This window comes from Bradyrhizobium huanghuaihaiense (assembly GCF_025200885.1).
GTDB lineage: Bacteria > Pseudomonadota > Alphaproteobacteria > Rhizobiales > Xanthobacteraceae > Bradyrhizobium > Bradyrhizobium huanghuaihaiense.
On sequence record NZ_CP104172.1, the window covers coordinates 5,281,279 to 5,306,414 of the forward strand.

A 25,136-nucleotide genomic window follows, 5' to 3' on the forward strand; every position below is an offset into this window, starting at 1 on the left:
CAACCCTGAAACTGAAACCAAGAGCACTTCAAAGGAGAACGAATATGGAAGTCATTTTGCTGGAACGCGTCAACAAGCTCGGCCAGATGGGCGAAGTCGTGAAGGTTCGCGACGGCTATGCCCGCAATTTCCTGCTCAAGCGCGGCAAGGCGCTGCGCGCCACCGCCGACAACCGTGCCAAGTATGACGGCATGAAGGCCGATCTCGAGGCGCGCAACCTCGCCTCCAAGGCCGAAGCGTCCAAGGTCGCCGAGAAGATCGAAGGCAAGAACATCATCGTGATCCGTCAGGCCTCCGAAGCCGGCCAGCTGTTCGGCTCGGTCACGGTGCGTGACGTCGTCGTCGCGTTCGAAGCCGACGGCGTGTCGCTCGCCCGTCCGCAGGTGCAGCTCGACGCGCCGATCAAGACCATCGGCAAGCACAGCATCACCGTCGCCGTTCACCCCGAGGTCGAGGTCGAGGTCACCGTCACGGTTGCCCGCAGCCAGGACGAGGCCGAGCGCATCAACCGCGGCGAGGACATCTCGACCCGCAACGAGGACCGCGACGCGGCCGCCGAGGCGATCGCCGCCGCTGGCGAGTTCTTCGATCCGGAAGCCCAGCACGACGAGGTCGAGCCGACCCCGGCTGCGGAAGAGAAGTAAGCCGAATACCGTCATTCCGGGGCGGTCCGCAGGACCGAACCCGGAATCTCGAGATTCTCAGGTGCGCAATTGCGCACCATAGTTCGATGCTTCGCATCGCCCCGGAATGACGAGATCTAGATCAGCCCGGTCGCCTCAGGCGGCCGGGCTTTTCGTGTTGGCGCCGACGTCCTCGCTCAGCATCGCGATCGAGGCGAGTGCGGTTGCCGTATGCTTCTCCACGCCGTCGCTGACGCAGAACACGTCGGCGGCGACCACCGAGACCTGGCGGCCCGGCTTGATCACCCGGGCGCGGCAGATCAGCTTGTCGCCGACCGCGGGCGACAACAAATTGAGTTTGTATTCCGCCGTCAGCGCCGGCTGGCCACGCGAGGTGGCCGCCGCGATCGTCGTGGCATTGTCGACCAGGAAGGCGGTGACGCCGCCGTGGAAGAAGCCATGCTGCTGCAACAGCTCCGGCCGCCGCTCCACCGCGATGGTGCAGCTGCCGCGCGACAGATCCGACAGCTCGGCACCCACCAGGTTCATAAAGCCCTGCCGGCCGACATTGGCGTGGATGCGCGCGGCGATCGGCTCAAAGTCGGGATCTGCTTCGGTTCGCATGAGGCCTCTCCTTATTGCTTGTTGATGCGATCGAACGGACGCAGCGCGCGGTTGGCGCAGGCAATCAGCGTGTCGGCTTCGCTGCGCGGATCGGCGCGCTCACGCCCCGACAGAAAGGCACGGCAAAAAATCTGCGCCGGGCCGATCAACTGGCTGACGAACATCACCGGCGTCATCGGCAGCAGCTCGCCATTTGCAACCAGCGGCGCACGCCAGCGCTCGATGCCCTCGGCCAGCCGCGCATTCTGCGCGCGCTGGGCATCGCGGACATCCTCGCCCCATTCGCTGCGCGAGATCTCGAAGAGATAGCGCGCCTCGCGCCGGCTGGTGACGACCCAGTCGAGGTGCGCGCGGATCAGGCGATCGATGCCCTGCTCGGCATCGGGAACAGGGTCGAGCGCCGCCAGCACCGCGGCGTGATAGCGCCTGAGCACCTCGAGGAACAGCGCGCCGGCCAGCTCCTTCTTCGAGCTGAACGCGTGAAAGAAGCTGCCGTTGGAGGCGCGCGCTTTGCTGCGGATCGCCGCCACCGTCGCGCCGTCAAAACCGACGCGATCGAACACGGCGAGCCCCGCCGCCAACAGATCGTCACGCACGCTGGCCGTCATCGACGCCTCCTGGAGCAGCACTCTAGAGTATTGCTCTAATTGCGGTCAAGACGACGCGAAGGCCGCGATGACGCGGCCTTCGCAAGTTGATCGCAGGATGTGGGGCTTACCGCGAGATCGGCGGGGTCGGCGGGCCGGAGGATTCCGCCGCCGGCGGGGCCACAGCGGTCGCGGGCGCCGGCTCCTGCGGCCTGGCCGCCGGTTCGGAGCTTGCGGCAGGCGCAGCCGGCTTGGGAGCCGCCTCTTCCGCCGCCTTGGGCGCGGCCGGCTCGGCGGGCTTTGCGGCGGCCGGCGGAGCCGGAGTCACCTGCGGCACCGGATCGCGCGGCTCGACCTTGGCGGTATCAGGCTTGGCCTCGGCGGGCTTGCTGTCGGACTTGCTGTCGGACTTGGCTTCACCGGAGTCCACCTTCGCAGTCTCGGGCTTGGCTTCCGCCTTTGGCTCGCTCTTCTTGTCTTCAGTGGCCGGCGCAGCGGCATCGACCTTCGCTGCGTCATCGGTCCCAGGCTTACCGCGACGCTTAGCCTTGCGCCCCTCTGGCGCGGGCTGGCTCTCGGGCCTGGCACCCTCCTCGGCCGGCCGCGCGGCGCGCTTCTGGCGCCCTTCAGCGGGTGGAGTTGCGCCCTCGCCCTCCGGCTTGACGGCCTCCTGGAAGCGCTGACGGCGGCCCTGATGTTCGGGCGTCTGGCCTGGAGCCGTGGCGGCTTCCTTCTCCTTGGCGCCGTCCTTCTTGCCGTCCTTGGCCTGGTAGCGGGTGTCGGTAGCACCGTTGGAGACGAGATAGGAGGCGAGGACGCCCGCCATGTCCGGGCTCGTGGTGTAGTGCTGGCGCAGGAAGCCCGGCAGCGAGCCCGGCGCCACGGACTTCAACAGCCCGCGCGGGCTCTTGTGGCAAGCATTGCAGGTCTGCGCGAAGAGCTGGGACGGGGTCTTGCCGGCCTCGAGGTTCGTCGCCTGCGCAAGGACGGCATCGGTCGCGCCGAAGCCGATCAGAAGCAATACCGTCGCGAGGCTAAGCGCTCGGCTCGACATTCCCATCATCTCCATTGATTTTCCGCACAGCCGGCAATCCGGCGGCGCCGGCGGGTCACCTTTTAGCGGATTGAGCCGCGAATGGAAGCAGGCTGCCCGCGCAAGGGTGTGGTTAAGCGCTTTTCGAATATCCGCATTGAACACAACGCAATAGCGGGTTCGGAACACCGCCCCTAAATTTAGATGCAAACGCATAGGAACCCGAGCGGGACCTGAGCGTCAGATGTGAAGACCGGCTTAGTCGCATCTCTTCGGGTTCGCTCGAGAGGAAGGTGTCGATGGACCGTTTGTTGCGTCGATTCTTGTCTCAATTCATCCGCCGCGGGTCTTTGACGGTGACCACGCCGGCGGGGTCGAAGTTCACTGTCGGCGACGGCTCTGGCGAGCCGGTCGCGGTGCGCTTCGTCACCCCGGAGGCGGAGCGGAAGATCCTCGTCAATCCCGAGCTCGGGCTTGGCGAGGCCTATATGGACGGGGAGTTCGTGGTCGAACGCGGTACCATAGCTGATGCCCTCGCGATCCTGCTCAATCAACCCGACCTATTGCCGCAGTGGGCAAAGCCCTGGTGGCACCTGCGCTACCTGACGCGGCACCTGAAACAATTCAATCCGCGCTCGCGTTCCCGCGCCAATGTCGCCCATCACTATGATCTCGACGCCCGGCTCTATTCGCTCTTCCTCGACGCCGACAAGCAATATAGCTGCGCTTATTTCGAGACGCAGGACGCGACGCTCGACGATGCACAGCTTGCCAAGAAGCGCCACATCGCAGCAAAGCTGCTCATCAAGCGCGGCCAGCGCGTGCTCGACGTCGGCTCGGGCTGGGGCGGGCTCGGGCTCTATCTCGCCGAGATCGCGGGTGCCGACGTCACCGGCGTCACGCTGTCGACCGAGCAGCTGCAGATCGCCAATGCGCGTGCGGCCGAAAAGGGCCTGACCGGATCGGCCCGATTCCTGCTCCAGGACTATCGCGACATCGATGGGCCATTTGACCGCATCGTCTCGGTCGGCATGTTCGAGCATGTCGGGGCGAGGTTCTACGACGCCTACTTCCAGCGCTGCGCCGAACTCCTGAACGAGGACGGTGTCATGGTGCTGCACTCGATCGGCCGTTCGCAAGGGCCGGATTCGACCAATCCCTGGATTGCCAAATACATCTTCCCCGGCGGCTACATCCCCGCGCTGTCGGAGGTACTGCCGGCGATCGAGCGTGCGGGCCTTCTGGTCTGCGACATCGAGATTCTGCGCCTGCATTATGCCGAGACGCTGAAAGCCTGGCGCGAGCGCTTCATGGCCCGGCGCGAGGAGGCCGTTCAGCTCTACGACGAGCGCTTCGCGCTGATGTGGGAATTTTATCTGGCGGCCTGCGAGATGACGTTCCGTAAGCAGGCCATGATGAACTTCCAGATCCAGCTCACCAAGCGTCAGGGCGTGGTGCCGATCACCCGTGACTACATCGCACGCAATGAATCCCGCCTGCGCGCCATCGAAGGCGGCGCCAGGACAAGGCTGAAGCTCGCAGGTGAATAGGTTCTAATGACGCAGCGTCGATATCGGGGACGCGCGGAAAGAGGCCGTTAACGCCAATTGCGCCCGCACTTCGTCCAGGATCTCCGGTGCGATCGGCTGGCGACGCACTTCGGGGCGCTCGGCGTGCTGCATGGCCGCAATCAGCCCGGACAGCCACAGTCGGCTGCCTGCCTCGCTCCGCCAAATCTGCTGCTGCCGTTCTGGCCGCATCGCTCGCCTCGTCTTCCCGTCGCGGGTTGGGACAATCCCCTGCCCGCCTGCCTGTTCCGGCCCTACCCCGAAAGATTCCGGGGAGATGTGATCTGCTTCACATAAGTCTGGTCGGGTCCGGCTTAGACCGTCGCCATGAGCAAAGAGACCCAAACCTCATTTGACGTGCAGGACGACCTCCGCACCGATTACGCCCTGATCGCCACGGGCGTTGGGGCGGCGCTTGTTGCGCTGGTCTACCTCCTGCTGGTCTGAAGCCGAGCCGAAAGCGGCCAGTGCGCGTCATTTCGCGCGCTTCCAGATAGGTCTGCGCGCTAATCCATAAGGTTCATGATTTCAGGATTTTTCCATGACCAGGGGCGGCTGCCTTTGGGACGGGCGAGTTCCGCCAAAATCCGTCAAGCGCGGCGCGTGCTGCGGCTGCTAATCATCCACCATTTTAACTGAGCGGTTGATAGCGGACAGCTTTCGCTTCCGCTTTGGCTTGAGGCGGCGCTTTATCCCGGGCCCCGCATCTGCCCAAGAAAATTGCTAAGCACGTCCGACCATGGCCCTGACTGATTCGAACGTTCTCAAACTCGCGCCCGAGCCGGGAACTCCCGCCTACCGGAGCGCGCCGCACAATATCGAGGCGGAACAGAGCCTTCTGGGCGCGATCCTGGTCAACAACGATGCCTTCTACCGCGTCTCCGACTTCCTGGAGGCGAAGCATTTCTTCGAGCCGCTGCACCAGACCATCTTCGAGACCGCCAGCAGCCTGATCCGGATGGGCAAGATCGCCACACCCGTGACGCTGAAGACCTTCCTGCCCGCCGATACCGATGTCGGCGGCATGACCATCGGGCAATATCTGGCACGGCTCGCGGCCGAAGCGACCACCATCATCAACGCCCAGGACTACGGTCGCACCGTCTACGACCTGTCGCTCAGGCGCGACCTGATCGGCATCGGCGAGGACATGGTCAATGTCGCGTACGACGCCCCGGTCGATTTCCAGCCACGGGCACAGATCGAGGACGCCGAGCGAAAGCTCTACGAACTCGCCGAGTCCGGCCGCTATGACGGCGGCTTCCAGAAATTCTCGCAGGCGTTGGCGGTCGCCGTCGATCTCGCTGCAAAGGCGTTCCAGCGCGACGGAAAGCTGTCCGGCATCTCGACGGGCATGCGCGACCTCGACACCAAGATGGGCGGCCTGCAGCACTCCGACCTCATCATCGTGGCGGGTCGCCCGGGCATGGGCAAGACGTCGCTGGCGACCAACATCGCCTACAACGTCGCCAAGGCCTATGTCGGCGAACTCCAGGCCGACGGCACCATGAAGGCCGCCAATGGCGGCGTGATCGGCTTCTTCTCCTGCGAAATGTCGGCCGACCAGCTCGCCACGCGTATCGTGGCCGAGCGTACCGGCATTCCCTCCTCCCACATCCGCCGCGGCGGCATCTCGGAAGCCGATTTTGACAAGATCCGGGAGGTCTCGATCGAGCTGCAATCGCTGCCGTTCTATGTCGACGCCACCGGCGGCCTGTCGATCGCACAGCTGATGGCGCGCGCGCGCCGACTCAAGCGCCAGAAGGGCCTCGATCTGCTCGTGATCGACTACATCCAGCTGCTGTCAGGTTCAGGCAAGCGCGCCAGCGACAGCCGCGTGCAGGAAATCACGGAGATCACGACCAGCCTGAAGGCGCTCGCCAAGGAGCTCAACGTTCCCGTGATCGCGCTGTCCCAGCTCTCACGCCAGGTCGAATCCCGCGACGACAAGCGGCCGCAGCTCTCCGACTTGCGCGAATCCGGCTCAATCGAGCAAGACGCCGACGTCGTGCTGTTCGTTTACCGCGAGGAATATTACCTCGCGATGAAGGAGCCCCGCCCAGGCACGCCTGAACACGAGAAGTGGCAGCTTGACATGAGTCTTGCGCACGGAAAAGCCGAGGTCATCATCGGCAAGCAGCGCCACGGCCCGACCGGCACCGTCGATTTGGCGTTCGAAGCCTCGGTCACGCGGTTCGGCGATCTCGCGCCTGACAGTCAGCTGCCCGCTCGCAGCGGCAACGACTACTGAGTTTCTTGAACCAGACCCGCCTCTTGCGTAAAACGGCGCCATGACAATGGCGTCCGACCCGAAAATGAACCCGCAATCCGGCCTTCTCTCCGCGGAGGCCAATCAGGCTGCCGCGCTCGCTGCTTACGGCGGCGTGCTCACCGTCGATCTCGACGCGATCATCGCCAACTGGCGCAAGCTCGAGAAGACGGCGGTGCCGGCCGAATGTTCGGCGGTGATCAAGGCCGACGCCTATGGCTGCGGCGCCGAGCAGGTGTCGCGTGCGCTGAGCAAGGCCGGCTGCAAGACCTTCTTCGTCGCCACCATCGAGGAAGCCCGCAAGGCGCGCGCGGCCGTGCCGGAGCCCACGATCTACGTGCTGGGCGGCTATTTCCAGAACACCGGCGAGCACTACGCCCAGATCAACTGCCGGCCGGTGATCGGCGATCTCAACGAGCTCGCCGAATGGGACGTGTTCTGCCGCCGCACCGGCTGGAATGGCGGCGCCGCAATCCACATCGACACCGGCATGAACCGTCTCGGGCTGACGCTGTCGGAAGCGCAGGCCATCATTCCCCGCATCAACGCCGGCGATCACGGCATCACGCTCGTCATGAGCCATCTGGTCTCGGCCGAGCAGCTCAACAGCCCCGTCAATGCCAAGCAGCTCGCGGCCTTCCGCGCCATCGCCAGCGAATTCTCGGGCGTGCCGGCGGCGCTCGCCAACTCGTCCGGTATTTTCCTCGGCGCCCCCTTCCAGTTCGACCTGGTGCGCCCCGGCGCTGCGCTCTACGGCGTCAACCCGACGCCGGAGGCCGACAATCCGATGCAGCAGGTCGTCGACCTCAAGGCGCGCATCGTGCAGATCCGCAATGTCGAGCGCGGCGAGAGCGTCGGCTATGGCGGCACCTGGACCGCGCGCCGGCCGACCAAACTGGCGATCATCGCGGTCGGCTATGCCGACGGCTATTTCCGCGCCGCCAGCTCCAACGACGGCACCCGCGGCGCCGAGGTGATCGTCGCGGGCAAACGCTGCCCCGTCGCGGGCCGCGTCTCCATGGACCTGATCGCGATCGACATCACCGATCTGCCGCCGAACGCGGTGCGGCGCGGCCACATGGTGACGCTGCTCGGCGAAGGCATCACCGTCGACGAGCTCGCGCATCATTTCGGCACCATCGGCTACGAGGTGCTGACCAGCCTCGGTCACCGCTATGCCCGCGTCTACAAGGGCGGCAACGTGGTCGAGCCGCTGGCAAGGCCGGCTCCGGCGGCGGTAGCCGAGCAGCCGCCCTCGCCGCCGATCGAGCAGCCTGCAAGCCCGCCGCCGCTGCCGAGCTAAAGCGACGCTTTCGTGCCCCGGACGCAGCGTAGCGCTCCCCGGCGATGCGAAGCATCGTCCGGTTCAGCGATGCGCTGCAGAGCCGGCGCCCATCTCTCAGCAGCATACCGCGTCGCCTTCTGGATCCCGGCTCGCGCTCCGCGCGTCCGGGACACGATGTCTACTTCTTCTTCCTGCTGTCCAGCGCTGCCTTGCAGGTCGCGCTGAGCTGGTCGCGCTTGGCGTTGAGACAGGCGACGATGCCGCCGCCCGGCGCGAGGCCGGCGCAGAATTTGTCGTAGTCCGCCTTGCACGCGCCGCGCGTTTCGGCTGACTGTGCCGAAGTAGCCCCGGAGAACGCGACGACGAAAGCAATAGCGGCAAAGCTCAACTTGGACATTGTATCTCCGGGTGACGGAAGGCGGGAGCCGGTAGCTCTACATGAAGATCGCGACATTCAACATCAACAACGTCAACCGCCGCCTGCCCAATCTGTTGGCATGGCTGCGCGCGGCAAAGCCCGATGTCGTCGCGCTTCAGGAGTTGAAGGCAAGTGATGGCGAATTTCCGGCCGCGGCCATCGAAAAGGCCGGCTACGGCGCAGTGTGGTGTGGACAAAGAACGTGGAACGGCGTCGCCATCCTCGCGCGCAACACGGAGCCGGTGCTCACGTGCGATCGGCTGCCGGGTGACCGCGACGATCACGAAGCCCGTTACATCGAGGCCGCCGTCCGCGGGATCATCGTCACCAGCATCTACCTGCCCAACGGCAATCCGCAGCCGGGGCCGAAATTCGACTACAAGCTCGACTGGTTCGCACGCCTCAAGCGCCACGCAAGGACCTTCATCAAGCAGGACCTGCCGGTGGTGCTCGCCGGCGACTACAACGTCGCGCCGACGGAGATCGACATCTACCCGACGCGCTCGTGGGACAAGGATGCGTTGATCCAGCCCAAGAGCCGGGCAGCCTTTGCCTCGCTCATCGAGCAAGGCTGGTGCGATGCGATCCGCGCGCTGCATCCGGAGAAGCGCATCTACACGTTCTGGGACTACAAGCGAAACCGCTGGCCGCGCGATGCGGGCCTCAGGCTCGATCATCTCCTGCTCAGTCCCGCCCTCGCGCCGCGCCTTGCGAAAGCCGGTGTCGACAAGAGGGTCCGTGGCGAGGATGGCGCGAGCGATCATGCGCCGGCGTGGGTGGTGTTGAAATGAGCGAGCTGCCGTAGGGTGGGCAAAGCGAAGCGTGCCCACCAAATTGGTTTACGGAGACAGATGGTGGGCACGGCGCAAGTGCGCCTTTGCCCACCCTACGAGATCTCGCCAAGTCAGCGCCCGTAATATTCCTGCACCGTGTCCCACGCCGCCTTCTGCAAGAGCTGCGTCGTCTCCGCATCGAGGCCCATGTTGTAGGAATTGCCGACCGGCGTGCGGCCGCTCAGCGCGGCGAACGTCACGCACGCCGCAAGATACGTGCCTGCCGGACTCGGATGCCGCTTGTCCGGGGCATAGAGATTGAGCTCGGGCGCAAGCTTGCGCACACGCGCGAAGGCGAGACCGGCGGGAATGACGAGCGCGTCGTTGGCATTGCCGGCAAGCGTGTAGGCCTCGGCCAGTCCGTCCGTCATCTCGGGCTTGTCGGCATAGGCCCAGGACATGAACAGCACAGGCCGCATGCTGTGGGCGCGGACGATCTCGCTGTCCTTCTTCGCAAAGGTCGTGAACGCGTCCTTCAATTGCGGATGGATCGGGCACTGGCTGCAATCCATCATCACGACGGCGTCGAACTGCCTGCCCGGCTTGTTGAAGATCACGACGTTCTGCTCGTCGAAGGAATAGGCGCCGATGCCGCCCGCCCGCAGCAGATTGTCCATGTCGTGCCAGTCGAGGCCGGAGCCGCCGATCGTGACCATGGTGTTGCGATAGGTCGCCTTGTTGGCGGCATCGGCGGCTCGCTCCATGAAGGTGAGATGCCCGGGCATGCCATTGTTGTAGTAGAAGAAGCTGTTGCCGACGAACAGCGCGGCCTTGGGGAAGTCAGGCCCGAGCGAGGTGACCTTCGGCTTGGTCTGCGCCTGTGCATTGAAGCCGGCTGCAACGGCCAGACACATTGCAAACACCACTCGCGCAAAAAGACGCATCATGGGTTTCCTCCCCTTTTTTCTAGGGGTGGAAACAAACCAGCTTTTCAACCGGGCCTCAAGAGGACGGGCGCGCAGCAGAGAGGCGCGCCCTTCACGCTCACCACAGATTCTTGCCGTCGATCATGTTAACCGGCACCGCATCGAGATCGAAATCGTCGAACAGGCGCGCGTTCACCGCGACCTTGGGATTGTCGAAATCGGGCTTGCCGCTCGACCAGTCCGGCGATTCCGAAAAGGTGCCGCAGCCGCAATTGGCGCAGAAATGATGTTTGACCGTGCGGCTTCCCCAGAGATAGGTCGCGACGTTGTCCGCCGGTAAGAGCAGGTGAAACTGCGCCGGCGTGTAATAGGCCCACAGCGCCCCGCGCTTGGCGCAGAGCGAGCAGGTGCAGCGCGTGACGCTGGAGGGCGCCTCCGTCACCTCGAACACAGTCTCTCCGCAATGACAGCTTCCCTCGATCGGCATGACCCGCTCTCCCCGTTTGTCAGGAGATGGTCGTAGCCCGCCGCTGCTGCCAACATGCTGTCAGCAGCAAGGCGGAACGACAAAATACGAAAAACAACCCCATGCACAGTAGCCGGCCCTAGGCGATTCAATGCCTTAGCAGGCGCCTTGTTGAAGCCGCCTCGCCGCTTCCCAGCCACGCGTCCCTGTCCCCTTGACCTCAGCCGCCTGGTTAGCATACTGGTCTGACCAAGATCAGACCAAAACGGGATGGAAATGGAGCTCAAGCGGACCACTGAGGGCGAAAAAGGGTTCGAGAAGGTGTTCGCCTTCCTGCGCGAGCGCCTGCTCGCGGGCTCGCTCAAGCCGGGCGACCGCCTCATCTCCGAACGCGAGCTGGCCACCCTGCTCGGCGTCAGCCGGCCGATCGTGCGCGAGGCGCTGCGCGCCCTCACCGTGCTCGGCATCGTCGAGATCCGCGACCGCATCGGCACCGTGGTGACCCGGCCTGATGTCTCCGTGCTGAACGACTTCTTCACCTTCGCGCTGGCCCAGCAGGCCGACATGCTCGACGACGTCATGCAGGCGCGCGTCGCGATCGAATGCCAAGCGATCCGGCTCGCCTGCGAGCGCGCCAACATCGCCGATTTCGAACGCCTGCAGCGCGCGCTCGCCAAGATCGGAGAGACGATCGACGAGGCCGATGCCGGCGGCATGGCCGACTTCGAGTTCCACCGCGCCATCGTCGTGGCCTCGCATTCGGAGACGCTGACCGTCCTGCACTCTTCGATGGCGGGCCTGCTGACGCATTCGCATCGCAGCCGCCGCGAGCTGGTGCAGGCCTTCCCGTCGATGAAGACCTACCTGATCGACGACCACCGCCGCATCTTCGAAGCGGTGATCGCGCGCGATCCCGAACGGGCGGATGCGACGCTGCGCAAGCATTTTGCCATCGGCGACGAATACCGGCGGCGCGCCGTCGTCGGCGACATCGACAAGACCAGCGCTTCAGGCTGATCGCGGACGAACCAAGAAACCAACCAAGAAACGGATCGATAACATGGGACGGAACGACAAGGGCAAGGTCGGCTTCATCGGCATCGGCACGATGGGCCGCGAGATGGTGCGCAACCTGCTGGCGGCCGGCCACGCGGTCCGCGTCTTCGATCTCAACGAGGCCGCATTGACCGACAGCGTCAAGGACGGCGCGACGCGCGCCAAGAGTCCCGCCGATGCCGCTGAAGGCACCGATATCGTCATCACCATGCTGCCCGACACGCCCCACGTCGAGGCGACCATCTACGGGGAGCACGGCCTCCTGAAATCGCCACCAACAGGCAAGCTGATCGTCGACATGAGCACGATCTCGCCGGTCGCGGTCCGCCGCATCCATGCCGACCTGCAAAAGATTGGCGTCAGCTTCATCGATGCACCGGTTTCGGGCGGGCCAGTCGGCGCCAAGAACGCCGCGCTCTCGATCATGGCCGGCGGCGATGCCGCCGCCTTCGCGCAGGCCGAGCCGTTCTTCCGCGCGATGGGCACCACCATCACCCATGTCGGCGCGTCCGGCGCCGGCCAGACGGTCAAGCTCTGCAATCAGCTGATCTGCGGCATCAACATCCAGGCGATCTGCGAGGCGCTGGCGCTCGGACGCGCTTCGGGCCTCGATCTCAATCTGCTGCGCCGGGTGCTGCTCGGTGGCTCCGCCGCCTCCTGGATGCTCGACAAGCTCGGCCCCGCGATGATCGTGGGCGACGTATCCGCCGGCTTCCGGATCGATCTGCAGCTCAAAGACCTCCGCCTGGTGCAGGAGCACGCGCAGGCCCTGAACGTGCCCCTGCCCGGAACCGCGCTGGTCACCAGCCAATATGTCGATGCGCGCGCCCACGGCGAAGGCAGCAACGGCAATCAGGCGCTGTTCCGCGTCTATGATCGCATGACCAAGCAGACAACCGGCTGAAGCGACGGCGATGAGCCTGCAACTCGACTTTCCCGCAGTGCTGGAGCGTTGGCCGAGTTTTCTCGCCGGCGCCGTCCTCACGCTGGAGCTTGCCGCGTTCGCGACGGTGCTCGGCGCCCTGCTCGGCACGCTCGCGGCGGTCGGACGCGGCACGCACAACGCGCTGATCGCGGGCGCCTGCAAGGCCTATGTCGAGACCATCCGCAACACGCCGCTCCTGGTGCAGATCTTCCTGGTTTATTTCGGCCTCGCCAGCCTCGGGCTGAAATTCTCCGCCTTCGCGGTCGCCGTGGCCGCGCTGACCATCAATGTCGGCGCCTACACCGCCGAGATCATGCGCGCCGGCTTCGAGGCGATCCCGCGCGGACAGATCGAGGCGGCCGAAGGGCTGGCGCTGTCGCGGCTCCAGATCTACTGGCACATCATCCTGCTGCCGGCAGTCGAGAAGGTGTATCCGGCGCTGACCAGCCAGTTCGTGTTGTTGATGCTGGCCTCCTCGGTTTGCTCGCAGATCTCGGCCGAGGAGCTCACCGCGGTCGCCAACTACATCCAGTCGGACACCTATCGCGCTTTCGAGACCTACATCATCGTCGCCGTGCTCTACGTCATCCTGTCGCTGGTGATGCGCGCCGGCTTCTGGGGCCTCGGCCTCGTGCTGTTCCCGCGCCGGCGCCGGCTCGGCACGCCGCTGTGAGATGAGCATGGGCGGACATCTCAACATCAACCATCTGATGTTCCTCGGCCAGGGCGCGCTGTGGACTATCGGCCTGTCGGTGATCGCACTGATAGGCGGCGGCATCGTCGGCTTCATCATCGCGCTGGCACGGATCTCGCCGCTGAAATCGGTGCGGCTCGCCAGCGCAACCTATGTCCAGCTCGTTCAGGGCACGCCGCTGCTCGTCATCCTGTTCCTCGGCTATTTCGGCCTCGCCGCGATCGGCCTCAAGGTCTCGCCCCTCACGGCCGCCAGCGCCTCGCTCACGCTCTACGTCGCCGCCTATCTCGGCGAGATCTGGCGCGGCTGCATCCAGTCCGTGCCGAAGCCGCAATGGGAGGCCGCCGAAGGCCTCGCACTGAGCCGGACGCAGCGCATGATCAAGGTGATCCTGCCGCAGGCGATCCGCATCGCGACGCCGCCGACCGTCGGCTTCATGGTGCAGATCATCAAGAACACCTCGCTCGCCTCGGTGGTCGGCTTCGTCGAGCTGATGCGCTCGGGCCAGATCGTCAACAACTCGCTGTTCGAGCCGTTCGCCATCTACGCCATCATCGCCGTCACCTATTTCGCCATGTGCTATCCGCTGTCGCTGTTCAGCCAGAGGCTGGAGCGGCGGATGGGGCGCGGCAGGTCCAACCTCGCATCGGCCTAACATGCAGCAGAACTCCTCCTCCGAACCGATCGTCTCGCTTCGCAACGTGCAGAAGAGCTTCGGCCCGCTGCGGGTGCTCGACGGCGTCTCCTTTGCCGTCGAGCGCGGCGAAGTGCTCGCGCTGATCGGCCGCTCCGGCTCCGGCAAGAGCACGGCGCTGCGCTGCATCGACCGCTTCGAAAAGGTCGACGGCGGCGAGATCGTCGTCTGCGGCCACCGGGTCGACCGCCTCGACGTCGATTTGCGCGCACTGCGCCAGGACGTCGGCATCGTGTTCCAGAGCTACAATCTGTTTCCGCACCTCACGATCGAGCAGAACATCACGCTCGCGCCCTGCGCGGTGAAGGGCATGGCAACGGCCCAGGCCAGGGATCTCGCGCGAAAAGTGCTGGCGCAGGTCGGGCTCGAGGAGAAGCTGCACGCCTATCCCGAGCAGCTCTCCGGCGGCCAGCAGCAGCGCGCGGCGATCGCCCGCTCGCTGGCGATGCAGCCGAAGGTCATGCTGTTCGACGAGGTCACGTCCGCGCTCGATCCCGAGCTCACCGCCGAGGTGCTGAAGGTGATCGAGCAACTCGCGGCGGACGGCATGACCATGGTGATGGTCACCCACGAGATGGGCTTTGCCAAAGGCATCGCCGACCGGATCGTCTTCATGCATCGCGGCAAGGTCCACGAGACCGGACCCGCCTCGATCCTGACGTCGCCGACCACACCCGAACTCACACAATTCGTGGGGACGGGAAATCTAAAATCATAACAGGGAGAGGAGAACCAAGAATGACAAACAAGACATTGCTGGGCATGGCCGCCGCATTGTGCGGCCTCATCATGATGGCGGCGACGCCGGCATCCGCCGACCTGCTCGACGACATCACGCAGGCGAAGAAGATCCGCATCTCGACCGACCTCGCCATCCCGCCCTCGGGCATGATGGACTCGAGCATGAAGCCGACCGGTTCGGACGTCGAGGTCGCGCAGCTGCTCGCCAAGGACTGGGGGCTCGAGCTCGAGTTCATCCAGACCACGGGGGCGACCCGCATCCCCAACGTCCTCACCGGCAAGGCCGACATCATCATCTCGACCCTGTCGGTGACGCCCGAACGCGCCAAGGTGATCGACTTCACGAAGCGCTATGCGACGCTGCAATCCGACGTCGGCTGCATGAAGTCGTCGACGGTCAAGGATTGGCCGGACCTGAAGGACAAGTCGATCGGCGTCTCGCGTGGCACCACGCAGGACACCACCCTGTCCAACATGAAGGACAAGGACCTCAAGATCGCCCGCTACGACGACGACGCCACCATGGTGACCGCGGCCGTGTCCGGCCAGGTCGATTGCGTCGGCTCGTCCGCGACCATCATCAACCAGATCGGGGTGAAGAATCCCTCGCGCGTATTCGAGTCCCGGATTCCGCTGGCGACCTTCGACCTCGCCATCGGCCTGAAGAAGGGCGAGCAGCGCCTGATGGACAAGCTCAACGCCTGGATCACCGAGAACGTCAAGAACGGCAAGCTCAACGCGATCTACAAGAAATTCCACGGCGTCGATCTGCCGGCGGACATGCGTAGCTGAAACCACGAGAACCGTGACAGCCGTTTTGCGGCTGTCACGGACAATGCCAAATCAAGAAGGACATCACATGCGTCTCGTCATCGGATCCGACCACGCCGGCTGGCCGCTCAAGCAGACTGTCATCGACCATATCCGCAAGCTCGGCCACGACATCGTCGACGTCGGCTCCTATGACGACAAGCCGGTGGACTTCCCCGACATCGCGCGGGCGGTGGCGCAGAAAGTGACCTCGGGCGAAGCCGCCCGTGGCATCATGGTGTGCGGCACCGGCGTCGGCGCTTCCATCGCCGCCAACAAGATGAAGGGCATCCGCGCCGCGGTCTGCCATGACGTGCATTCGGCGCATCAGAGCGTCGAGCATGACGATGTGAACGTCATGTGCATCGGCGCGCAGATCGTCGGCGCCTGGCTCGCCGTGGACCTCGTCTCATCTTACCTCTCCGCTGAATTCTCCACCGACGAGGATTTCCGCCGCCGCGTCGAAAAACTGCGCGTCATGGACGAGCAAGGCTGAAGTCCTGCCATGATCCTGGTGTTCGGGTCGCTCAACGTCGATCTGGTCGCACAGGTCCCGGTCATTCCGGGCCCCGGCCGGACAGTGCTCGCCCCGTCCTACCAGACCCATTTCGGCGGCAAGGGCGCCAACCAGGCCGTCGCCGCCGCGCGGATTGCTGGACCAGGACAAGTCCGGATGGCGGGCCGCGTCGGCCGGGATGGATTTGGCGACAGCGCGATCGGGAACCTCCGGGAGAACGGCGTCGACACGGCTTTCGTCGTCAGGGACGACGAGCCGACCGGCTGCGCCTTCATCACGGTCGATCAATCCGGCGAGAACGCGATCACGGTGGCGAGCGGCGCCAACATGGCCGCGAGCGCCGCTGACCTGCCAGCCGAGCTTTTCGGTCCCGACACGGTGCTGGTGCTGCAGATGGAGGTGCCGTTCGCAGAGGCGCTGGAGGCGGCGCGCCGGACGACATTGTCCTGCGGCACCGTTATCTGGAATCTCGCGCCCGTGCCGGAGACCATGACCCGCACCATGGTCACGGAGCTTCTGGCGGTCACCGACTATCTTCTCGTCAACGAGCACGAGGCGCTGGATGCCGCCGCAGCCGTCGGCATGGCCCCGTCCGATTATGAAGCCGCAGCCGCGGCACTCGCGAGGGCCGGCGATCTCAGCTGCGTCGTGACGGCCGGCGCGCAAGGTGCTCTCGCGGTCGCAGCGGACGGAACCCGTTTGCGCGCGCCCGCCCCGCGCATCACACCGGTGGACACCACCGGGGCCGGCGACACCTTCGTCGGCGCGTTTGCGGCGATGCTCAGCGAGAAGGTTCCGCTGCAAACCGCCCTCCAGGTCGGATGCGAAGCGGCAGCCCAAAAGTGCCTCAAGCCGGGCGCGCAGGCCGGCATGCCGATGCGGACCGAGATTTCGTCTCTCGGCTAGCGGCAGCGCTGCGGCCTATGTTCCGTCATTGCGAGCGCAGCGAAGCAATCCAGAATCCCTCCGCGGTGACAGCCGCTACGCTCGCAATGACGAGTGGAAGCGGCTTCGCGCAACATCTCCGCAATGACGCCCCGGTGCAGCCCGGGACGATACCAACCATGCGGCAGTTGCATTCACCTCCAACACTGCCCCGGCTACACTCGTCCGATTCCCGGAGCCCTGCCCTTGGCCTTTCTCTTCGTCCTCACCGTCGGCCTCATCGCCGGCACCATTTCCGGCATCGTCGGCACCGGCTCGTCGATCATGCTGATGCCGGTGCTGGTCTATGCCTACGGGCCGAAGGAGGCCGTGCCGATCATGGCGGTGGCCTCGGTGATGGCCAATTTTTCGCGGATCCTGGCCTGGTGGCGCGAAGTCGACTGGCGGGCCTGCGCGGCCTATTCGGTGACGGGCATTCCGGCCGCCGCCCTCGGCGCGCGGACGCTGCTGGCCCTGCCGTCGCACGCCGTCGATCTCGCCATCGGCGTCTTCCTGATCGCGATGGTGCCGGTGCGGCACTGGCTGGCGCGGCATGACCTCAAGGCCAATCTCTGGCATCTCGCGATCGGCGGCGCCGTCATCGGCTATCTCACCGGCATCGTGGTCTCGACCGGCCCGCTCAGCGTGCCGCTGTTCCTGTTCTACGGCCTCTCCAAAGGCGCCTTCCTGGCCACCGAGGCCGCCTCCTCGCTCGGGCTCTATTTCGCGAAATCGGTGACGTTCGAACGCTTCGGCGCGCTGACCGGCGATGTCTTCGTCAAAGGCCTGATCGCGGGGGGCTCGCTGATGTCGGGCGCCTTCATCGCGAAGCGCTTCGTGCTGCACCTGAAGCCGGACGTGTTCCGCCTCTTGATGGACGCGATCATGATCGCGGCCGGGCTCTCGATGCTCTGGAACGCGGCGCAGCCGTAACGAACGGCACTCAGGCGGCGAATTCGGGCGCAACCGACGGGCTGTCGATGGGGACGCGGCCCTCGCCGGTCCGCCCCTCGAGCCCTTGCAGCACAGCCGCGAGCGGCTGCGGCCGGTGGTAGAGATAGCCCTGCCCAAGCGTCACGCCCATCTCGCGCATGGCCGCGGCCTGCTCGGCCCGCTCAATGCCTTCGGCGACAAGCGTAAGCCCCAGCGTGCCGGCAAGCGATGCAATGACGCCGACGATCGCCTTGTCTTCGGCGCTGTCAGGAATCTCGCTGATGAAGGCCTTGTCGATCTTGACCTTGTCGAGCGGGAACCGCCGCAGATGGGCGAGCGAAGAATAGCCGGTGCCGAAATCGTCGAGCGCGATGGTGGCGCCAAGCCGCCGTAGTCGATGCAACGTCTCGGAGGCGCTGGCGATGTTGTTGATCAGCGAGCCCTCGGTGATCTCGAGCTCGAGCATCGATGCCGCGACATCGAAGCGCGCGCAGGTCGCGCGCAGCTCGGCGGCCAGCGAATGGTCGGCGAGCTCTGACGGCGGCAGATTGATCGCGATCCTGATATCCGGCCTGCCGGCGGCGGCCAGACGTTGCAGCGCGCGGCAGGCGTCGGTGAGCACATAGCGCGTCAGCCGCGCATTGTTGCCGCTGCGCTCGATCAGCGGCAGGAATTCGCCGGGGCCGATCACGCCATGGTCAGGGTGACGCCAGCGAATGAGCGCCTCGAGGCCGACGACGGCCGCGCTATCGAGGTCGACCTGGCCTTGATACCAGACCTCGAACTGCCCCTCGGCGAAGCCTGCGGGAATGGCGAGCTCGAGATCCCTGCGACGGCGGTAGTCGCGCTGCAGCGCTTCGTCCAGCACCGCGACGGTGCCGGGCGCCTTGCTCTTGGCATGGTAGAGCGCAATGTCGGCAAGCGCCGGCAGATGCGACAATTCGGGGTCGCCGGCGCGGCGCACGGCAAGACCGATGCTGGCCCGCGGCGCGACCTGCTTGTCGTGCAGCCGGATCGGCTCGGAGATCGCATCCAGCAGCTGGCGTGCGAAGGCCTGCGCCGTCGCTTCGTTGCTGACCTCGGGACGGATCACGACGAACTCGTCGCCGCCGAGCCGCGCGACCCAGTCCTGCGGCTCGACCGCCTCGCGAAGACGTTCGGAGATGTGGACCAGGAACCTGTCGCCGGCATCGTGACCGAAGGTGTCGTTGATGCCCTTGAAGTCGTCGAGGTCGATGAAGCAGAAGGCGATCAGAGAGTCCGGCGAGCCGGCATCGCCGCTCAAGGTCACGAGGCGCTCCGACAGCGAGCGCCGGTTGGGCAGGCCCGTCAGCGGATCGTGCGACGCCATGTGCCCGAGCCGGTCGAGCGCGCGCGACGTCGTGTGCTGCATGGCGTTGAAGGCCTGTGCGAGCTGGCCGAATTCGTTCGCGGATCTGATCTCGGCCGGATAGGCGCGACCGTCCTGCTTGCTGCGCTGGATCGCCGACATGATCGCGGCGAGCGGCCTGCCGATGAAGATGTTGGCTGAGATGCGCATCGCCACCACGGTGGCGAGCGTTGCGAGCAGGCCGACGATGAGCAGCAGCATCAGCCGGCTGCCGGTGTCGGCATACACGGTCGCATAGGAATAAGCGATCGCGATGCGTCCGGCCTGCACGGCGATGTTGCCGTTGCTGTACTTGATGGGGCGCGAGATTTCCGCGACCGCCTGGTCCGAGGCGCGCGCCACCACGCGGGCAATCGCAACGCCGGTGTCGTCATAGACGGCCGCAGCCGCGATGGTCTCGTCGTGCATGATCTCGTTGAGCACGCCCGTGACCTGGTCATAACGCATCTTCCAGAGCGGCTCGGCGATCAGCTCGGCGCGGCTCTCGGCGGTGCGGGCAATGCGGGCATCGAGCTGCCGGATCTGCGACCAGAAGCTGGTGGCCTCGACACCGGCGGAGGCGAGCAATTGCACCAGCAGCAGGACCGGCACGGTGGCCCAGATCATCGCGCGGACGACCGAGCGCAAGCGCGGCGGCGCTGCCTGCCCGTTGCCGTCCGGATCGGTCATCGCCTCACGCTTCATCAATCACCGACGCCGTCCGGAAGCGGCAGGGACGAGACCAGCGCATCGAGGGAAAAGTCATACTGGCCGCAATGTCCCGCCTTCGCCCTGAACCGCGTGAAATCGATCCGGTCGAAGGCGCGCGTCTTGATGAGGTCGCCGACCGAGCCGAGATTGTCGCGCGTGATCGCGGACGTCTTGACCTCGACCCGGGGCGAAACGTCGGCGAAATCGCAGCCATCGGCGTAGTCGCGGAGCAGGACGATCGACCAGCCGCCGAGCAGGAAGTGCCCGCCGTCGCTCAGCAGCAGACGGCCGGCCTTGATCTCGCGCAGTGCATCCTCCGACCAGTTGAGGCCGACCACCTCGATGTTCCGGCCGGGCACGAGGCCGGCCGCAGTGATCGCGCGCAGCGCGCCGAGTGCCATCGGATCGTTCCCGGCCCATATGCCGGCGGGCCGGATCTCCTTGCGCGCGGCCCAGCGAAGATAATTCGCCGTGACCTGCTCGGCCTCGGACTGTGTCCAGTTGGCAAACAGCATCCGGTCCACCACCACGTCGGGCGCGGCGTCCGCGGCCAGCTGGAGACCGGCGTTGCGCGCGATCGAGGCCGGCGTGATCTCGTCGCCGCCGATGCCGAGAATGTGGATCTTGCCGTCCGGGCTCTGCCATTTCTCGGCACGCGCCGCGCTGATCAGTGCATTCGCCATCCGCGCGCCCGCGGTCTGAAGATCGGTCGTGATGTCGCCGAGCCAGGTCTTGAGGTTCTGGCGCGGCGGCCCGAGACGCTTCGCGTCCTCGCCGATCAGCGTGTTCGACAGCAGCAGCGTCCTGACCCCGGCGGCCTCGGCCGCCTCCAGGATCGGAACGGCGGCGGATTCCTCGTTCGAGAGAATGAGGAAGTCGGGCTTGTCGGCCCGCGCCACCACGCCGAAGCCGAGCTCCTGCATGGTGCGGTAATTGCGCTCGCTGGTCAGCACCTCGACATGCACATCGAGCTTGCGGCCGGCGGCCCGCATGGTCTGGGCAACCATGTCCCAGTAGACCTCGCCGGTCTTGCCGGGGCTCACGAAGACAATGTTGAGAGATTTGGCGGCAGCCGCGTCGATACCGCCGGCCGGCGCCAGCACGCCGCAGGCCATGCCCACGGCGAGCATTATCCGCAAAAATATCGTCATTCTTGGCGCCATCCCGTATCGGTTCCGAAACTGGACCTGGGTCCGCTAAGATTTGGCAAAGTTCGGCGCGGCGCGGCTCCCTAGAGCTAACAAAGCGTGTACCGGTCGTGTTGAATTGCGATATGCGGCGCGGGATGATCGGGCTCAGGGCCGGCCATTTCGTGCTATCAGCAGGCCCCGACACCTCCGACTCAACATCCCCCGATGGCCAAGAACACGCTTTCCTTCGTCTGCCAGAACTGCGGCGCGGCCTATAACCGCTGGCAGGGCAAGTGCGAGTCCTGCGGCGAGTGGAATACGCTCGCCGAAGAAGACACCAGCGGCAGCGTGCCGGTCTCGATCCGCTCCAAGCGCAAGGGCCGGACGTTTGCGCTGGAAAGCCTCGCCGGAAAGAGCCCGGATGCGCCGCGCCTGTCCTCCGGGATGACCGAGCTCGACCGCGTCACCGGCGGCGGCTTCGTCCGCGGCTCCGTGCTGCTCGTCGGTGGCGATCCCGGCATCGGCAAATCGACATTGCTGACGCAGGCGACCAGCATGATGGCGCGTGCGGGACACCGCATCGTCTACATCTCCGGCGAAGAGGCGGTCGCGCAGGTGCGCCTGCGCGCCGAGCGGCTTGGGCTGTCGGATGCGCCGGTGCAGCTCGCGGCCGAGACCTCGGTCGAGGACATCGTCTCGACGCTGTCGGAGGGCGCGGTGCCGCGGCTGATCGTGATCGATTCGATCCAGACCATGTGGACCGACACGGTGGAATCCGCGCCGGGCACGGTCACGCAAGTGCGCGCCTCGGCGCAGGCGCTGATCCGCTTTGCGAAGAAGACCGGCGCTGCCATCATCCTGGTCGGCCACGTCACCAAGGACGGCCAGATCGCCGGCCCCCGCGTGGTCGAGCACATGGTCGATGCGGTGCTGTCGTTCGAGGGCGAAGGCTCGCAGCAATTCCGCATCCTGCGCGCCGTCAAGAATCGCTTCGGCCCGACCGACGAGATCGGCGTGTTCGAAATGACGGGCCTTGGCCTGCGCGAGGTCACCAACCCCTCCGAGCTGTTCCTCTCCGAGCGCGATCTGGGCACGCCCGGCACCGCAGTCTTTGCGGGCATCGAGGGCACGCGGCCCGTCCTGGTCGAATTGCAGGCGCTGGTGGCGCCCACCTCGCTCGGCACCCCGCGCCGGGCCGTGGTCGGCTGGGACCAGAGCCGGCTCTCGATGGTGCTGGCGGTGCTGGAGGCCCATTGCGGGGTCAAGCTGTCCGGCCACGACGTCTATCTGAACGTCGCCGGCGGCCTGCGCATCCACGAGCCGGCAGCCGATATGGCCGCCGCGGCGGCGTTGGTTTCCTCTCTGGTTAATGCGCAGTTACCCACCGATGCGGTCTATTTCGGTGAGATTTCGCTCTCCGGCGTCATCCGCCCGGTGGCGCAGACCCCCGCCCGGCTCAAGGAAGCGGTCAAGCTCGGCTTCAAACGCGCTGTGCTGCCCGAATCGGCCCGTGGCGGCGATGCTGGCGGCGACGCCGGACTGTCCCTGAACGCGGTCAACAGCCTGACCACATTGGTGGCCGAGATCGCCGCCAAAGGCTCCCGCCGGGGCGAATCCAGCGCACCGGCAGAGAAAAATGCCACACCGGCAAGATTCCGCCGTGGAGAGGGGTAGCCGGAGGTGACGTCGGAGGCCACCGCCGCTATACAGCCGTCACAAAAGCAGCATGGGATTGCGTGGTTGCGGCCTTGCCGGGAACGCCGTCTACCCCTCTTTTAGGGCGGCGGCCAAACACCGATTCGCTGAGCACCTTTGAAGTACGAGCGGACCAGACCAGCCGATGCCAGTAACACTCCTCGACCTGATCCTGCTCGGTGTGATGCTGATCTCGGGCCTGCTCGCGATGGTCCGCGGCTTCATGCGCGAAATCCTGTCGATCGCGGCCTGGGGCGCCGCCGCAATCGTGACGCTCTATTCGTTCTCGAAGCTGCTGCCGACCGCAAAAACCTATTTCAACAACGACACGGTGGCGAGCGTGGTCGTGGTCGCCGGCGTGTTCGTCGGCACCCTCGTCGTGGTGTCCGTGATCACGGTCCGGATCTCCGACATGATCCTGGATTCGCGCATCGGCGCGCTGGATCGCACCCTCGGCTTCCTGTTTGGCCTGGCTCGCGGGCTTTTGATCGTCGTGGTCGCCTTCCTGTTCTTCACCTGGCTGGTGCCGGACAAGCAGCGCCCGGACTGGGTCACGGGGGCGAAATCCCGTGTCGTGCTCCAGGGAACCGGGGATTGGCTGATGGCCCTCTTGCCTGACGACCCCGAGAACACCATCTTGAAGAGATTCAAGAAAAACAAACCAGATGATGATCAAGCTGATTCCGAGCAGCAGCCTTCGGGCGGTGGCGACGGATACAGTAAACCGGCTCGTGACAGTTTGAAGAAACTGATCGAGAAACCCGCGGCACGTTGACTTGAGCCCAGAGAGAGGCGCGAACGAGATGCGACACCCTGACCAGGACGCTCAACTTGATCTCGACGCCAAGGCCGGCTTGGGGCCGTCCGCGCTGGAGCTTCAGGACGATCTGGAAGGGGATACGCTGCGCGAGGAATGCGGCGTGTTCGGCATCTACGGCCACCCCGATGCCGCCGCCATCACCGCGCTCGGCCTCCACGCCCTCCAGCACCGCGGCCAGGAAGCCGCCGGCATCGTCTCCTACGACGGCAGCCGCTTTCACTCGGAACGCCGCCTCGGCCTCGTCGGCGACACCTTCTCCCGCCGCGAGGTGATCGACCGCCTGCCCGGCAATGTCGCGGTCGGCCATGTCCGCTATTCCACCACCGGGGCCACCATCCTGCGTAACGTGCAGCCGCTGTTCGCCGAGCTCAATGCCGGCGGCCTCGCGGTCGCCCACAACGGCAACCTCACCAACGGCCTGACGCTGCGCCGCGAGCTCGTGAAGCACGGTGCGATGATGCAGTCGACCACCGACACCGAGGTGATCCTGCACCTGGTCGCGCGTTCCAAGCGCGCCCGCTTCATCGAGCGCTATATCGACGCGCTGCGCGAGATCGAGGGCGCCTATGCGCTGGTCTCGCTCACCAACAAGAAGCTGGTCGGCGCGCGGGATCCGCGCGGCATCCGCCCGCTCGTGCTCGGCGAACTCGACGGCTGCCCGATCCTGACCTCGGAGACCTGCGCGCTCGACATCATCGGCGCGCGCTTCGTGCGCGACATCGAGCCCGGCGAAGTCATCGTGTTCGACGAGAACGGCCAGGACATCCACAAGCCGTTCCCGCCGATGGCGCCGCGCCCCTGCATCTTCGAATACATCTACTTCTCCCGGCCGGATTCCATCGTCCACGGCCGCTCGGTCTACGAGGTGCGCAAGGCCTTCGGCGCGCAGCTCGCGCGCGAGAGCCACGTGCCGATCGACGTCGTCGTGCCGGTGCCGGATTCCGGCGTGCCCGCCGCGGTCGGCTACAGCCAGTATTCCGGCGTGCCGTTCGAGCTCGGCATCATCCGCAACCACTATGTCGGCCGCACCTTCATCCAGCCGACCCAGGCGATCCGCGAATCCGGCGTGCGCATGAAGCACTCGGCCAACCGCGCCGCGATCGAAGGCAAGCGCATCATCCTGATCGACGACTCGCTGGTGCGCGGCACCACCTCAAAGAAGATCGTGCGCATGATGCGCGATGCCGGCGCCAAGGAAGTGCATTTCCGCCTCGCCTCGCCCCCGATCCTCTATCCCGATTATTACGGCATCGACCTGCCCGACCGCGGCGGCCTGCTGGCCGCGACGCATTCGCTGGAGGAGATGCGCGAGATCATCGGCGCCGACTCGCTCGCCTTCCTGTCGATCGACGGCATGTACCGCGCCATGGGCGAGCCCGGCCGCGACCCCGCCAATCCGAAATTCTCGGACCATTGCTTCACCGGGGCCTATCCGACCCACCTCACCGACCAGACCCAGACCGAGCCGCAGCCGCGGCAGCTGTCGCTGCTGGCGGAGGCGAGCTGACGCCGAAGGCGTCATCCCGGGGCGGTCCGCAGGATCGA

The 25,136-nt window shown here is 65.7% G+C and carries 26 protein-coding genes; 17 read left to right on the forward strand and 9 right to left on the reverse strand.

What is annotated here, in order from left to right; all coding sequences use genetic code 11:
• Positions 1-44 precede the first annotated feature (44 nt).
• Positions 45-644 carry a 50S ribosomal protein L9 gene (gene rplI, locus N2603_RS25370; protein WP_260384282.1) on the forward strand — a complete coding sequence of 200 codons (600 nt, stop codon included), beginning with the start codon at positions 45-47 and terminating at the stop codon, positions 642-644.
• 135 nt (positions 645-779) lie between these two features.
• On the opposite strand, the gene N2603_RS25375 is transcribed toward rplI, so the two are convergent.
• From N2603_RS25375 to N2603_RS25385, 3 genes are all read right to left on the reverse strand, one after another.
• Complete coding sequence (locus N2603_RS25375; RefSeq protein WP_260384283.1) at positions 780-1,247, reverse strand: PaaI family thioesterase; 468 nt, start codon at positions 1,245-1,247, stop codon at positions 780-782.
• Between the two features lie 11 nt (positions 1,248-1,258).
• Positions 1,259-1,855 carry a TetR/AcrR family transcriptional regulator gene (locus tag N2603_RS25380; RefSeq protein WP_260384284.1) on the reverse strand — a complete coding sequence of 199 codons (597 nt, stop codon included), beginning with the start codon at positions 1,853-1,855 and terminating at the stop codon, positions 1,259-1,261.
• 106 nt (positions 1,856-1,961) lie between these two features.
• Positions 1,962-2,888 carry a hypothetical protein gene (locus N2603_RS25385; RefSeq protein ID WP_260384285.1) on the reverse strand — a complete coding sequence of 309 codons (927 nt, stop codon included), beginning with the start codon at positions 2,886-2,888 and terminating at the stop codon, positions 1,962-1,964.
• A gap of 278 nt (positions 2,889-3,166) precedes the next feature.
• On the opposite strand from N2603_RS25385, the gene N2603_RS25390 reads away from it, so the two are divergent.
• Positions 3,167-4,417, forward strand: a complete 1,251-nt coding sequence (locus tag N2603_RS25390) for a cyclopropane fatty acid synthase (RefSeq protein WP_260384286.1) — start codon at positions 3,167-3,169, stop codon at positions 4,415-4,417.
• A gap of 3 nt (positions 4,418-4,420) precedes the next feature.
• On the opposite strand, the gene N2603_RS25395 is transcribed toward N2603_RS25390, so the two are convergent.
• A complete protein-coding gene (locus N2603_RS25395) occupies positions 4,421-4,627 on the reverse strand; it encodes a hypothetical protein (RefSeq protein ID WP_018645352.1) in 207 nt (68 codons plus the stop codon).
• A gap of 547 nt (positions 4,628-5,174) precedes the next feature.
• On the opposite strand from N2603_RS25395, the gene N2603_RS25400 reads away from it, so the two are divergent.
• The gene (locus N2603_RS25400) at positions 5,175-6,686 is read left to right on the forward strand and encodes a replicative DNA helicase (RefSeq protein ID WP_018645348.1); all 1,512 of its coding nucleotides are present in this window, start codon (positions 5,175-5,177) and stop codon (positions 6,684-6,686) included.
• Between the two features lie 46 nt (positions 6,687-6,732).
• The gene (gene alr / locus N2603_RS25405) at positions 6,733-8,007 is read left to right on the forward strand and encodes an alanine racemase (RefSeq protein WP_260424252.1); all 1,275 of its coding nucleotides are present in this window, start codon (positions 6,733-6,735) and stop codon (positions 8,005-8,007) included.
• Between the two features lie 160 nt (positions 8,008-8,167).
• Here the strand turns inward: alr and N2603_RS25410 are convergent, their stop codons facing one another.
• A complete protein-coding gene (locus N2603_RS25410) occupies positions 8,168-8,386 on the reverse strand; it encodes a hypothetical protein (RefSeq protein WP_018645344.1) in 219 nt (72 codons plus the stop codon).
• A gap of 41 nt (positions 8,387-8,427) precedes the next feature.
• Here N2603_RS25410 and N2603_RS25415 point away from each other — a divergent pair, with 41 nt between their 5' ends.
• Complete coding sequence (locus N2603_RS25415) at positions 8,428-9,198, forward strand: exodeoxyribonuclease III (protein WP_260384287.1); 771 nt, start codon at positions 8,428-8,430, stop codon at positions 9,196-9,198.
• A gap of 113 nt (positions 9,199-9,311) precedes the next feature.
• On the opposite strand, the gene N2603_RS25420 is transcribed toward N2603_RS25415, so the two are convergent.
• Together N2603_RS25420 and N2603_RS25425 are read right to left on the reverse strand one after the other, a co-directional pair.
• Positions 9,312-10,127 carry an SGNH/GDSL hydrolase family protein gene (locus N2603_RS25420; RefSeq protein WP_260384288.1) on the reverse strand — a complete coding sequence of 272 codons (816 nt, stop codon included), beginning with the start codon at positions 10,125-10,127 and terminating at the stop codon, positions 9,312-9,314.
• A 97-nt stretch (positions 10,128-10,224) separates the two neighbouring features.
• On the reverse strand, positions 10,225-10,593 hold the full coding sequence (locus N2603_RS25425; protein ID WP_260384289.1) for a GFA family protein: 369 nt from the start codon (positions 10,591-10,593) through the stop codon (positions 10,225-10,227).
• Between the two features lie 255 nt (positions 10,594-10,848).
• On the opposite strand from N2603_RS25425, the gene N2603_RS25430 reads away from it, so the two are divergent.
• From N2603_RS25430 to N2603_RS25470, 9 genes are all read left to right on the forward strand, one after another.
• Positions 10,849-11,589 (forward strand): FadR/GntR family transcriptional regulator, encoded by a 741-nt coding sequence (locus N2603_RS25430; RefSeq protein ID WP_018646062.1) that lies wholly within the window; start codon positions 10,849-10,851, stop codon positions 11,587-11,589.
• A 43-nt stretch (positions 11,590-11,632) separates the two neighbouring features.
• On the forward strand, positions 11,633-12,532 hold the full coding sequence (locus N2603_RS25435; protein WP_260384290.1) for an NAD(P)-dependent oxidoreductase: 900 nt from the start codon (positions 11,633-11,635) through the stop codon (positions 12,530-12,532).
• Positions 12,533-12,542: 10 nt separating this feature from the next.
• Positions 12,543-13,226, forward strand: coding sequence for an amino acid ABC transporter permease (locus N2603_RS25440; protein WP_018646064.1), 684 nt, complete (start codon positions 12,543-12,545; stop codon positions 13,224-13,226).
• Positions 13,227-13,233: 7 nt separating this feature from the next.
• On the forward strand, positions 13,234-13,902 hold the full coding sequence (locus N2603_RS25445; RefSeq protein WP_260384291.1) for an amino acid ABC transporter permease: 669 nt from the start codon (positions 13,234-13,236) through the stop codon (positions 13,900-13,902).
• A gap of 1 nt (position 13,903) precedes the next feature.
• Positions 13,904-14,659 carry an amino acid ABC transporter ATP-binding protein gene (locus N2603_RS25450; RefSeq protein WP_260384292.1) on the forward strand — a complete coding sequence of 252 codons (756 nt, stop codon included), beginning with the start codon at positions 13,904-13,906 and terminating at the stop codon, positions 14,657-14,659.
• Positions 14,660-14,679: 20 nt separating this feature from the next.
• A complete protein-coding gene (locus tag N2603_RS25455) occupies positions 14,680-15,474 on the forward strand; it encodes a transporter substrate-binding domain-containing protein (RefSeq protein ID WP_260384293.1) in 795 nt (264 codons plus the stop codon).
• Between the two features lie 67 nt (positions 15,475-15,541).
• The gene (gene rpiB / locus N2603_RS25460) at positions 15,542-15,988 is read left to right on the forward strand and encodes a ribose 5-phosphate isomerase B (protein ID WP_018646068.1); all 447 of its coding nucleotides are present in this window, start codon (positions 15,542-15,544) and stop codon (positions 15,986-15,988) included.
• Positions 15,989-15,997: 9 nt separating this feature from the next.
• Positions 15,998-16,915, forward strand: a complete 918-nt coding sequence (locus N2603_RS25465; RefSeq protein WP_260384294.1) for a ribokinase — start codon at positions 15,998-16,000, stop codon at positions 16,913-16,915.
• 225 nt (positions 16,916-17,140) lie between these two features.
• A complete protein-coding gene (locus tag N2603_RS25470; RefSeq protein WP_018646070.1) occupies positions 17,141-17,866 on the forward strand; it encodes a sulfite exporter TauE/SafE family protein in 726 nt (241 codons plus the stop codon).
• Positions 17,867-17,876: 10 nt separating this feature from the next.
• Here N2603_RS25470 and N2603_RS25475 read toward each other — a convergent pair whose 3' ends face one another.
• Together N2603_RS25475 and N2603_RS25480 are read right to left on the reverse strand one after the other, a co-directional pair.
• Positions 17,877-19,925, reverse strand: coding sequence for a putative bifunctional diguanylate cyclase/phosphodiesterase (locus N2603_RS25475; protein ID WP_260384295.1), 2,049 nt, complete (start codon positions 19,923-19,925; stop codon positions 17,877-17,879).
• A 14-nt stretch (positions 19,926-19,939) separates the two neighbouring features.
• On the reverse strand, positions 19,940-21,097 hold the full coding sequence (locus N2603_RS25480) for an ABC transporter substrate-binding protein (protein ID WP_260384296.1): 1,158 nt from the start codon (positions 21,095-21,097) through the stop codon (positions 19,940-19,942).
• Positions 21,098-21,301: 204 nt separating this feature from the next.
• Here N2603_RS25480 and radA point away from each other — a divergent pair, with 204 nt between their 5' ends.
• The 3 genes from radA (at position 21,302) to purF (ending at position 25,098) form a co-directional block, all read left to right on the forward strand.
• Positions 21,302-22,750: a DNA repair protein RadA gene (radA, locus tag N2603_RS25485; protein WP_260384297.1), complete on the forward strand. Its 1,449-nt coding sequence runs from the start codon at positions 21,302-21,304 to the stop codon at positions 22,748-22,750.
• A gap of 166 nt (positions 22,751-22,916) precedes the next feature.
• On the forward strand, positions 22,917-23,546 hold the full coding sequence (locus tag N2603_RS25490) for a CvpA family protein (RefSeq protein ID WP_018646074.1): 630 nt from the start codon (positions 22,917-22,919) through the stop codon (positions 23,544-23,546).
• 28 nt (positions 23,547-23,574) lie between these two features.
• Complete coding sequence (gene purF / locus N2603_RS25495) at positions 23,575-25,098, forward strand: amidophosphoribosyltransferase (protein ID WP_018646075.1); 1,524 nt, start codon at positions 23,575-23,577, stop codon at positions 25,096-25,098.
• The last annotated feature ends 38 nt before the right edge of the window (positions 25,099-25,136 follow it).

What these genes read in the sequence shown, in the direction of transcription:
- rplI (WP_260384282.1), top strand. Translation starts at nt 45, where the DNA reads ATGGAAGTCATTTTGCTGGAACGCGTCAACAAGCTCGGCCAGATGGGC.
- N2603_RS25375 (WP_260384283.1), bottom strand. Translation starts at nt 1,247, where the DNA reads ATGCGAACCGAAGCAGATCCCGACTTTGAGCCGATCGCCGCGCGCATC.
- N2603_RS25380 (WP_260384284.1), bottom strand. Translation starts at nt 1,855, where the DNA reads ATGACGGCCAGCGTGCGTGACGATCTGTTGGCGGCGGGGCTCGCCGTG.
- N2603_RS25385 (WP_260384285.1), bottom strand. Translation starts at nt 2,888, where the DNA reads ATGTCGAGCCGAGCGCTTAGCCTCGCGACGGTATTGCTTCTGATCGGC.
- N2603_RS25390 (WP_260384286.1), top strand. Translation starts at nt 3,167, where the DNA reads ATGGACCGTTTGTTGCGTCGATTCTTGTCTCAATTCATCCGCCGCGGG.
- N2603_RS25395 (WP_018645352.1), bottom strand. Translation starts at nt 4,627, where the DNA reads ATGCGGCCAGAACGGCAGCAGCAGATTTGGCGGAGCGAGGCAGGCAGC.
- N2603_RS25400 (WP_018645348.1), top strand. Translation starts at nt 5,175, where the DNA reads ATGGCCCTGACTGATTCGAACGTTCTCAAACTCGCGCCCGAGCCGGGA.
- alr (WP_260424252.1), top strand. Translation starts at nt 6,733, where the DNA reads ATGGCGTCCGACCCGAAAATGAACCCGCAATCCGGCCTTCTCTCCGCG.
- N2603_RS25410 (WP_018645344.1), bottom strand. Translation starts at nt 8,386, where the DNA reads ATGTCCAAGTTGAGCTTTGCCGCTATTGCTTTCGTCGTCGCGTTCTCC.
- N2603_RS25415 (WP_260384287.1), top strand. Translation starts at nt 8,428, where the DNA reads ATGAAGATCGCGACATTCAACATCAACAACGTCAACCGCCGCCTGCCC.
- N2603_RS25420 (WP_260384288.1), bottom strand. Translation starts at nt 10,127, where the DNA reads ATGATGCGTCTTTTTGCGCGAGTGGTGTTTGCAATGTGTCTGGCCGTT.
- N2603_RS25425 (WP_260384289.1), bottom strand. Translation starts at nt 10,593, where the DNA reads ATGCCGATCGAGGGAAGCTGTCATTGCGGAGAGACTGTGTTCGAGGTG.
- N2603_RS25430 (WP_018646062.1), top strand. Translation starts at nt 10,849, where the DNA reads ATGGAGCTCAAGCGGACCACTGAGGGCGAAAAAGGGTTCGAGAAGGTG.
- N2603_RS25435 (WP_260384290.1), top strand. Translation starts at nt 11,633, where the DNA reads ATGGGACGGAACGACAAGGGCAAGGTCGGCTTCATCGGCATCGGCACG.
- N2603_RS25440 (WP_018646064.1), top strand. Translation starts at nt 12,543, where the DNA reads ATGAGCCTGCAACTCGACTTTCCCGCAGTGCTGGAGCGTTGGCCGAGT.
- N2603_RS25445 (WP_260384291.1), top strand. Translation starts at nt 13,234, where the DNA reads ATGGGCGGACATCTCAACATCAACCATCTGATGTTCCTCGGCCAGGGC.
- N2603_RS25450 (WP_260384292.1), top strand. Translation starts at nt 13,904, where the DNA reads ATGCAGCAGAACTCCTCCTCCGAACCGATCGTCTCGCTTCGCAACGTG.
- N2603_RS25455 (WP_260384293.1), top strand. Translation starts at nt 14,680, where the DNA reads ATGACAAACAAGACATTGCTGGGCATGGCCGCCGCATTGTGCGGCCTC.
- rpiB (WP_018646068.1), top strand. Translation starts at nt 15,542, where the DNA reads ATGCGTCTCGTCATCGGATCCGACCACGCCGGCTGGCCGCTCAAGCAG.
- N2603_RS25465 (WP_260384294.1), top strand. Translation starts at nt 15,998, where the DNA reads ATGATCCTGGTGTTCGGGTCGCTCAACGTCGATCTGGTCGCACAGGTC.
- N2603_RS25475 (WP_260384295.1), bottom strand. Translation starts at nt 19,925, where the DNA reads ATGACCGATCCGGACGGCAACGGGCAGGCAGCGCCGCCGCGCTTGCGC.
- N2603_RS25480 (WP_260384296.1), bottom strand. Translation starts at nt 21,097, where the DNA reads ATGACGATATTTTTGCGGATAATGCTCGCCGTGGGCATGGCCTGCGGC.
- radA (WP_260384297.1), top strand. Translation starts at nt 21,302, where the DNA reads ATGGCCAAGAACACGCTTTCCTTCGTCTGCCAGAACTGCGGCGCGGCC.
- N2603_RS25490 (WP_018646074.1), top strand. Translation starts at nt 22,917, where the DNA reads ATGCCAGTAACACTCCTCGACCTGATCCTGCTCGGTGTGATGCTGATC.
- purF (WP_018646075.1), top strand. Translation starts at nt 23,575, where the DNA reads ATGCGACACCCTGACCAGGACGCTCAACTTGATCTCGACGCCAAGGCC.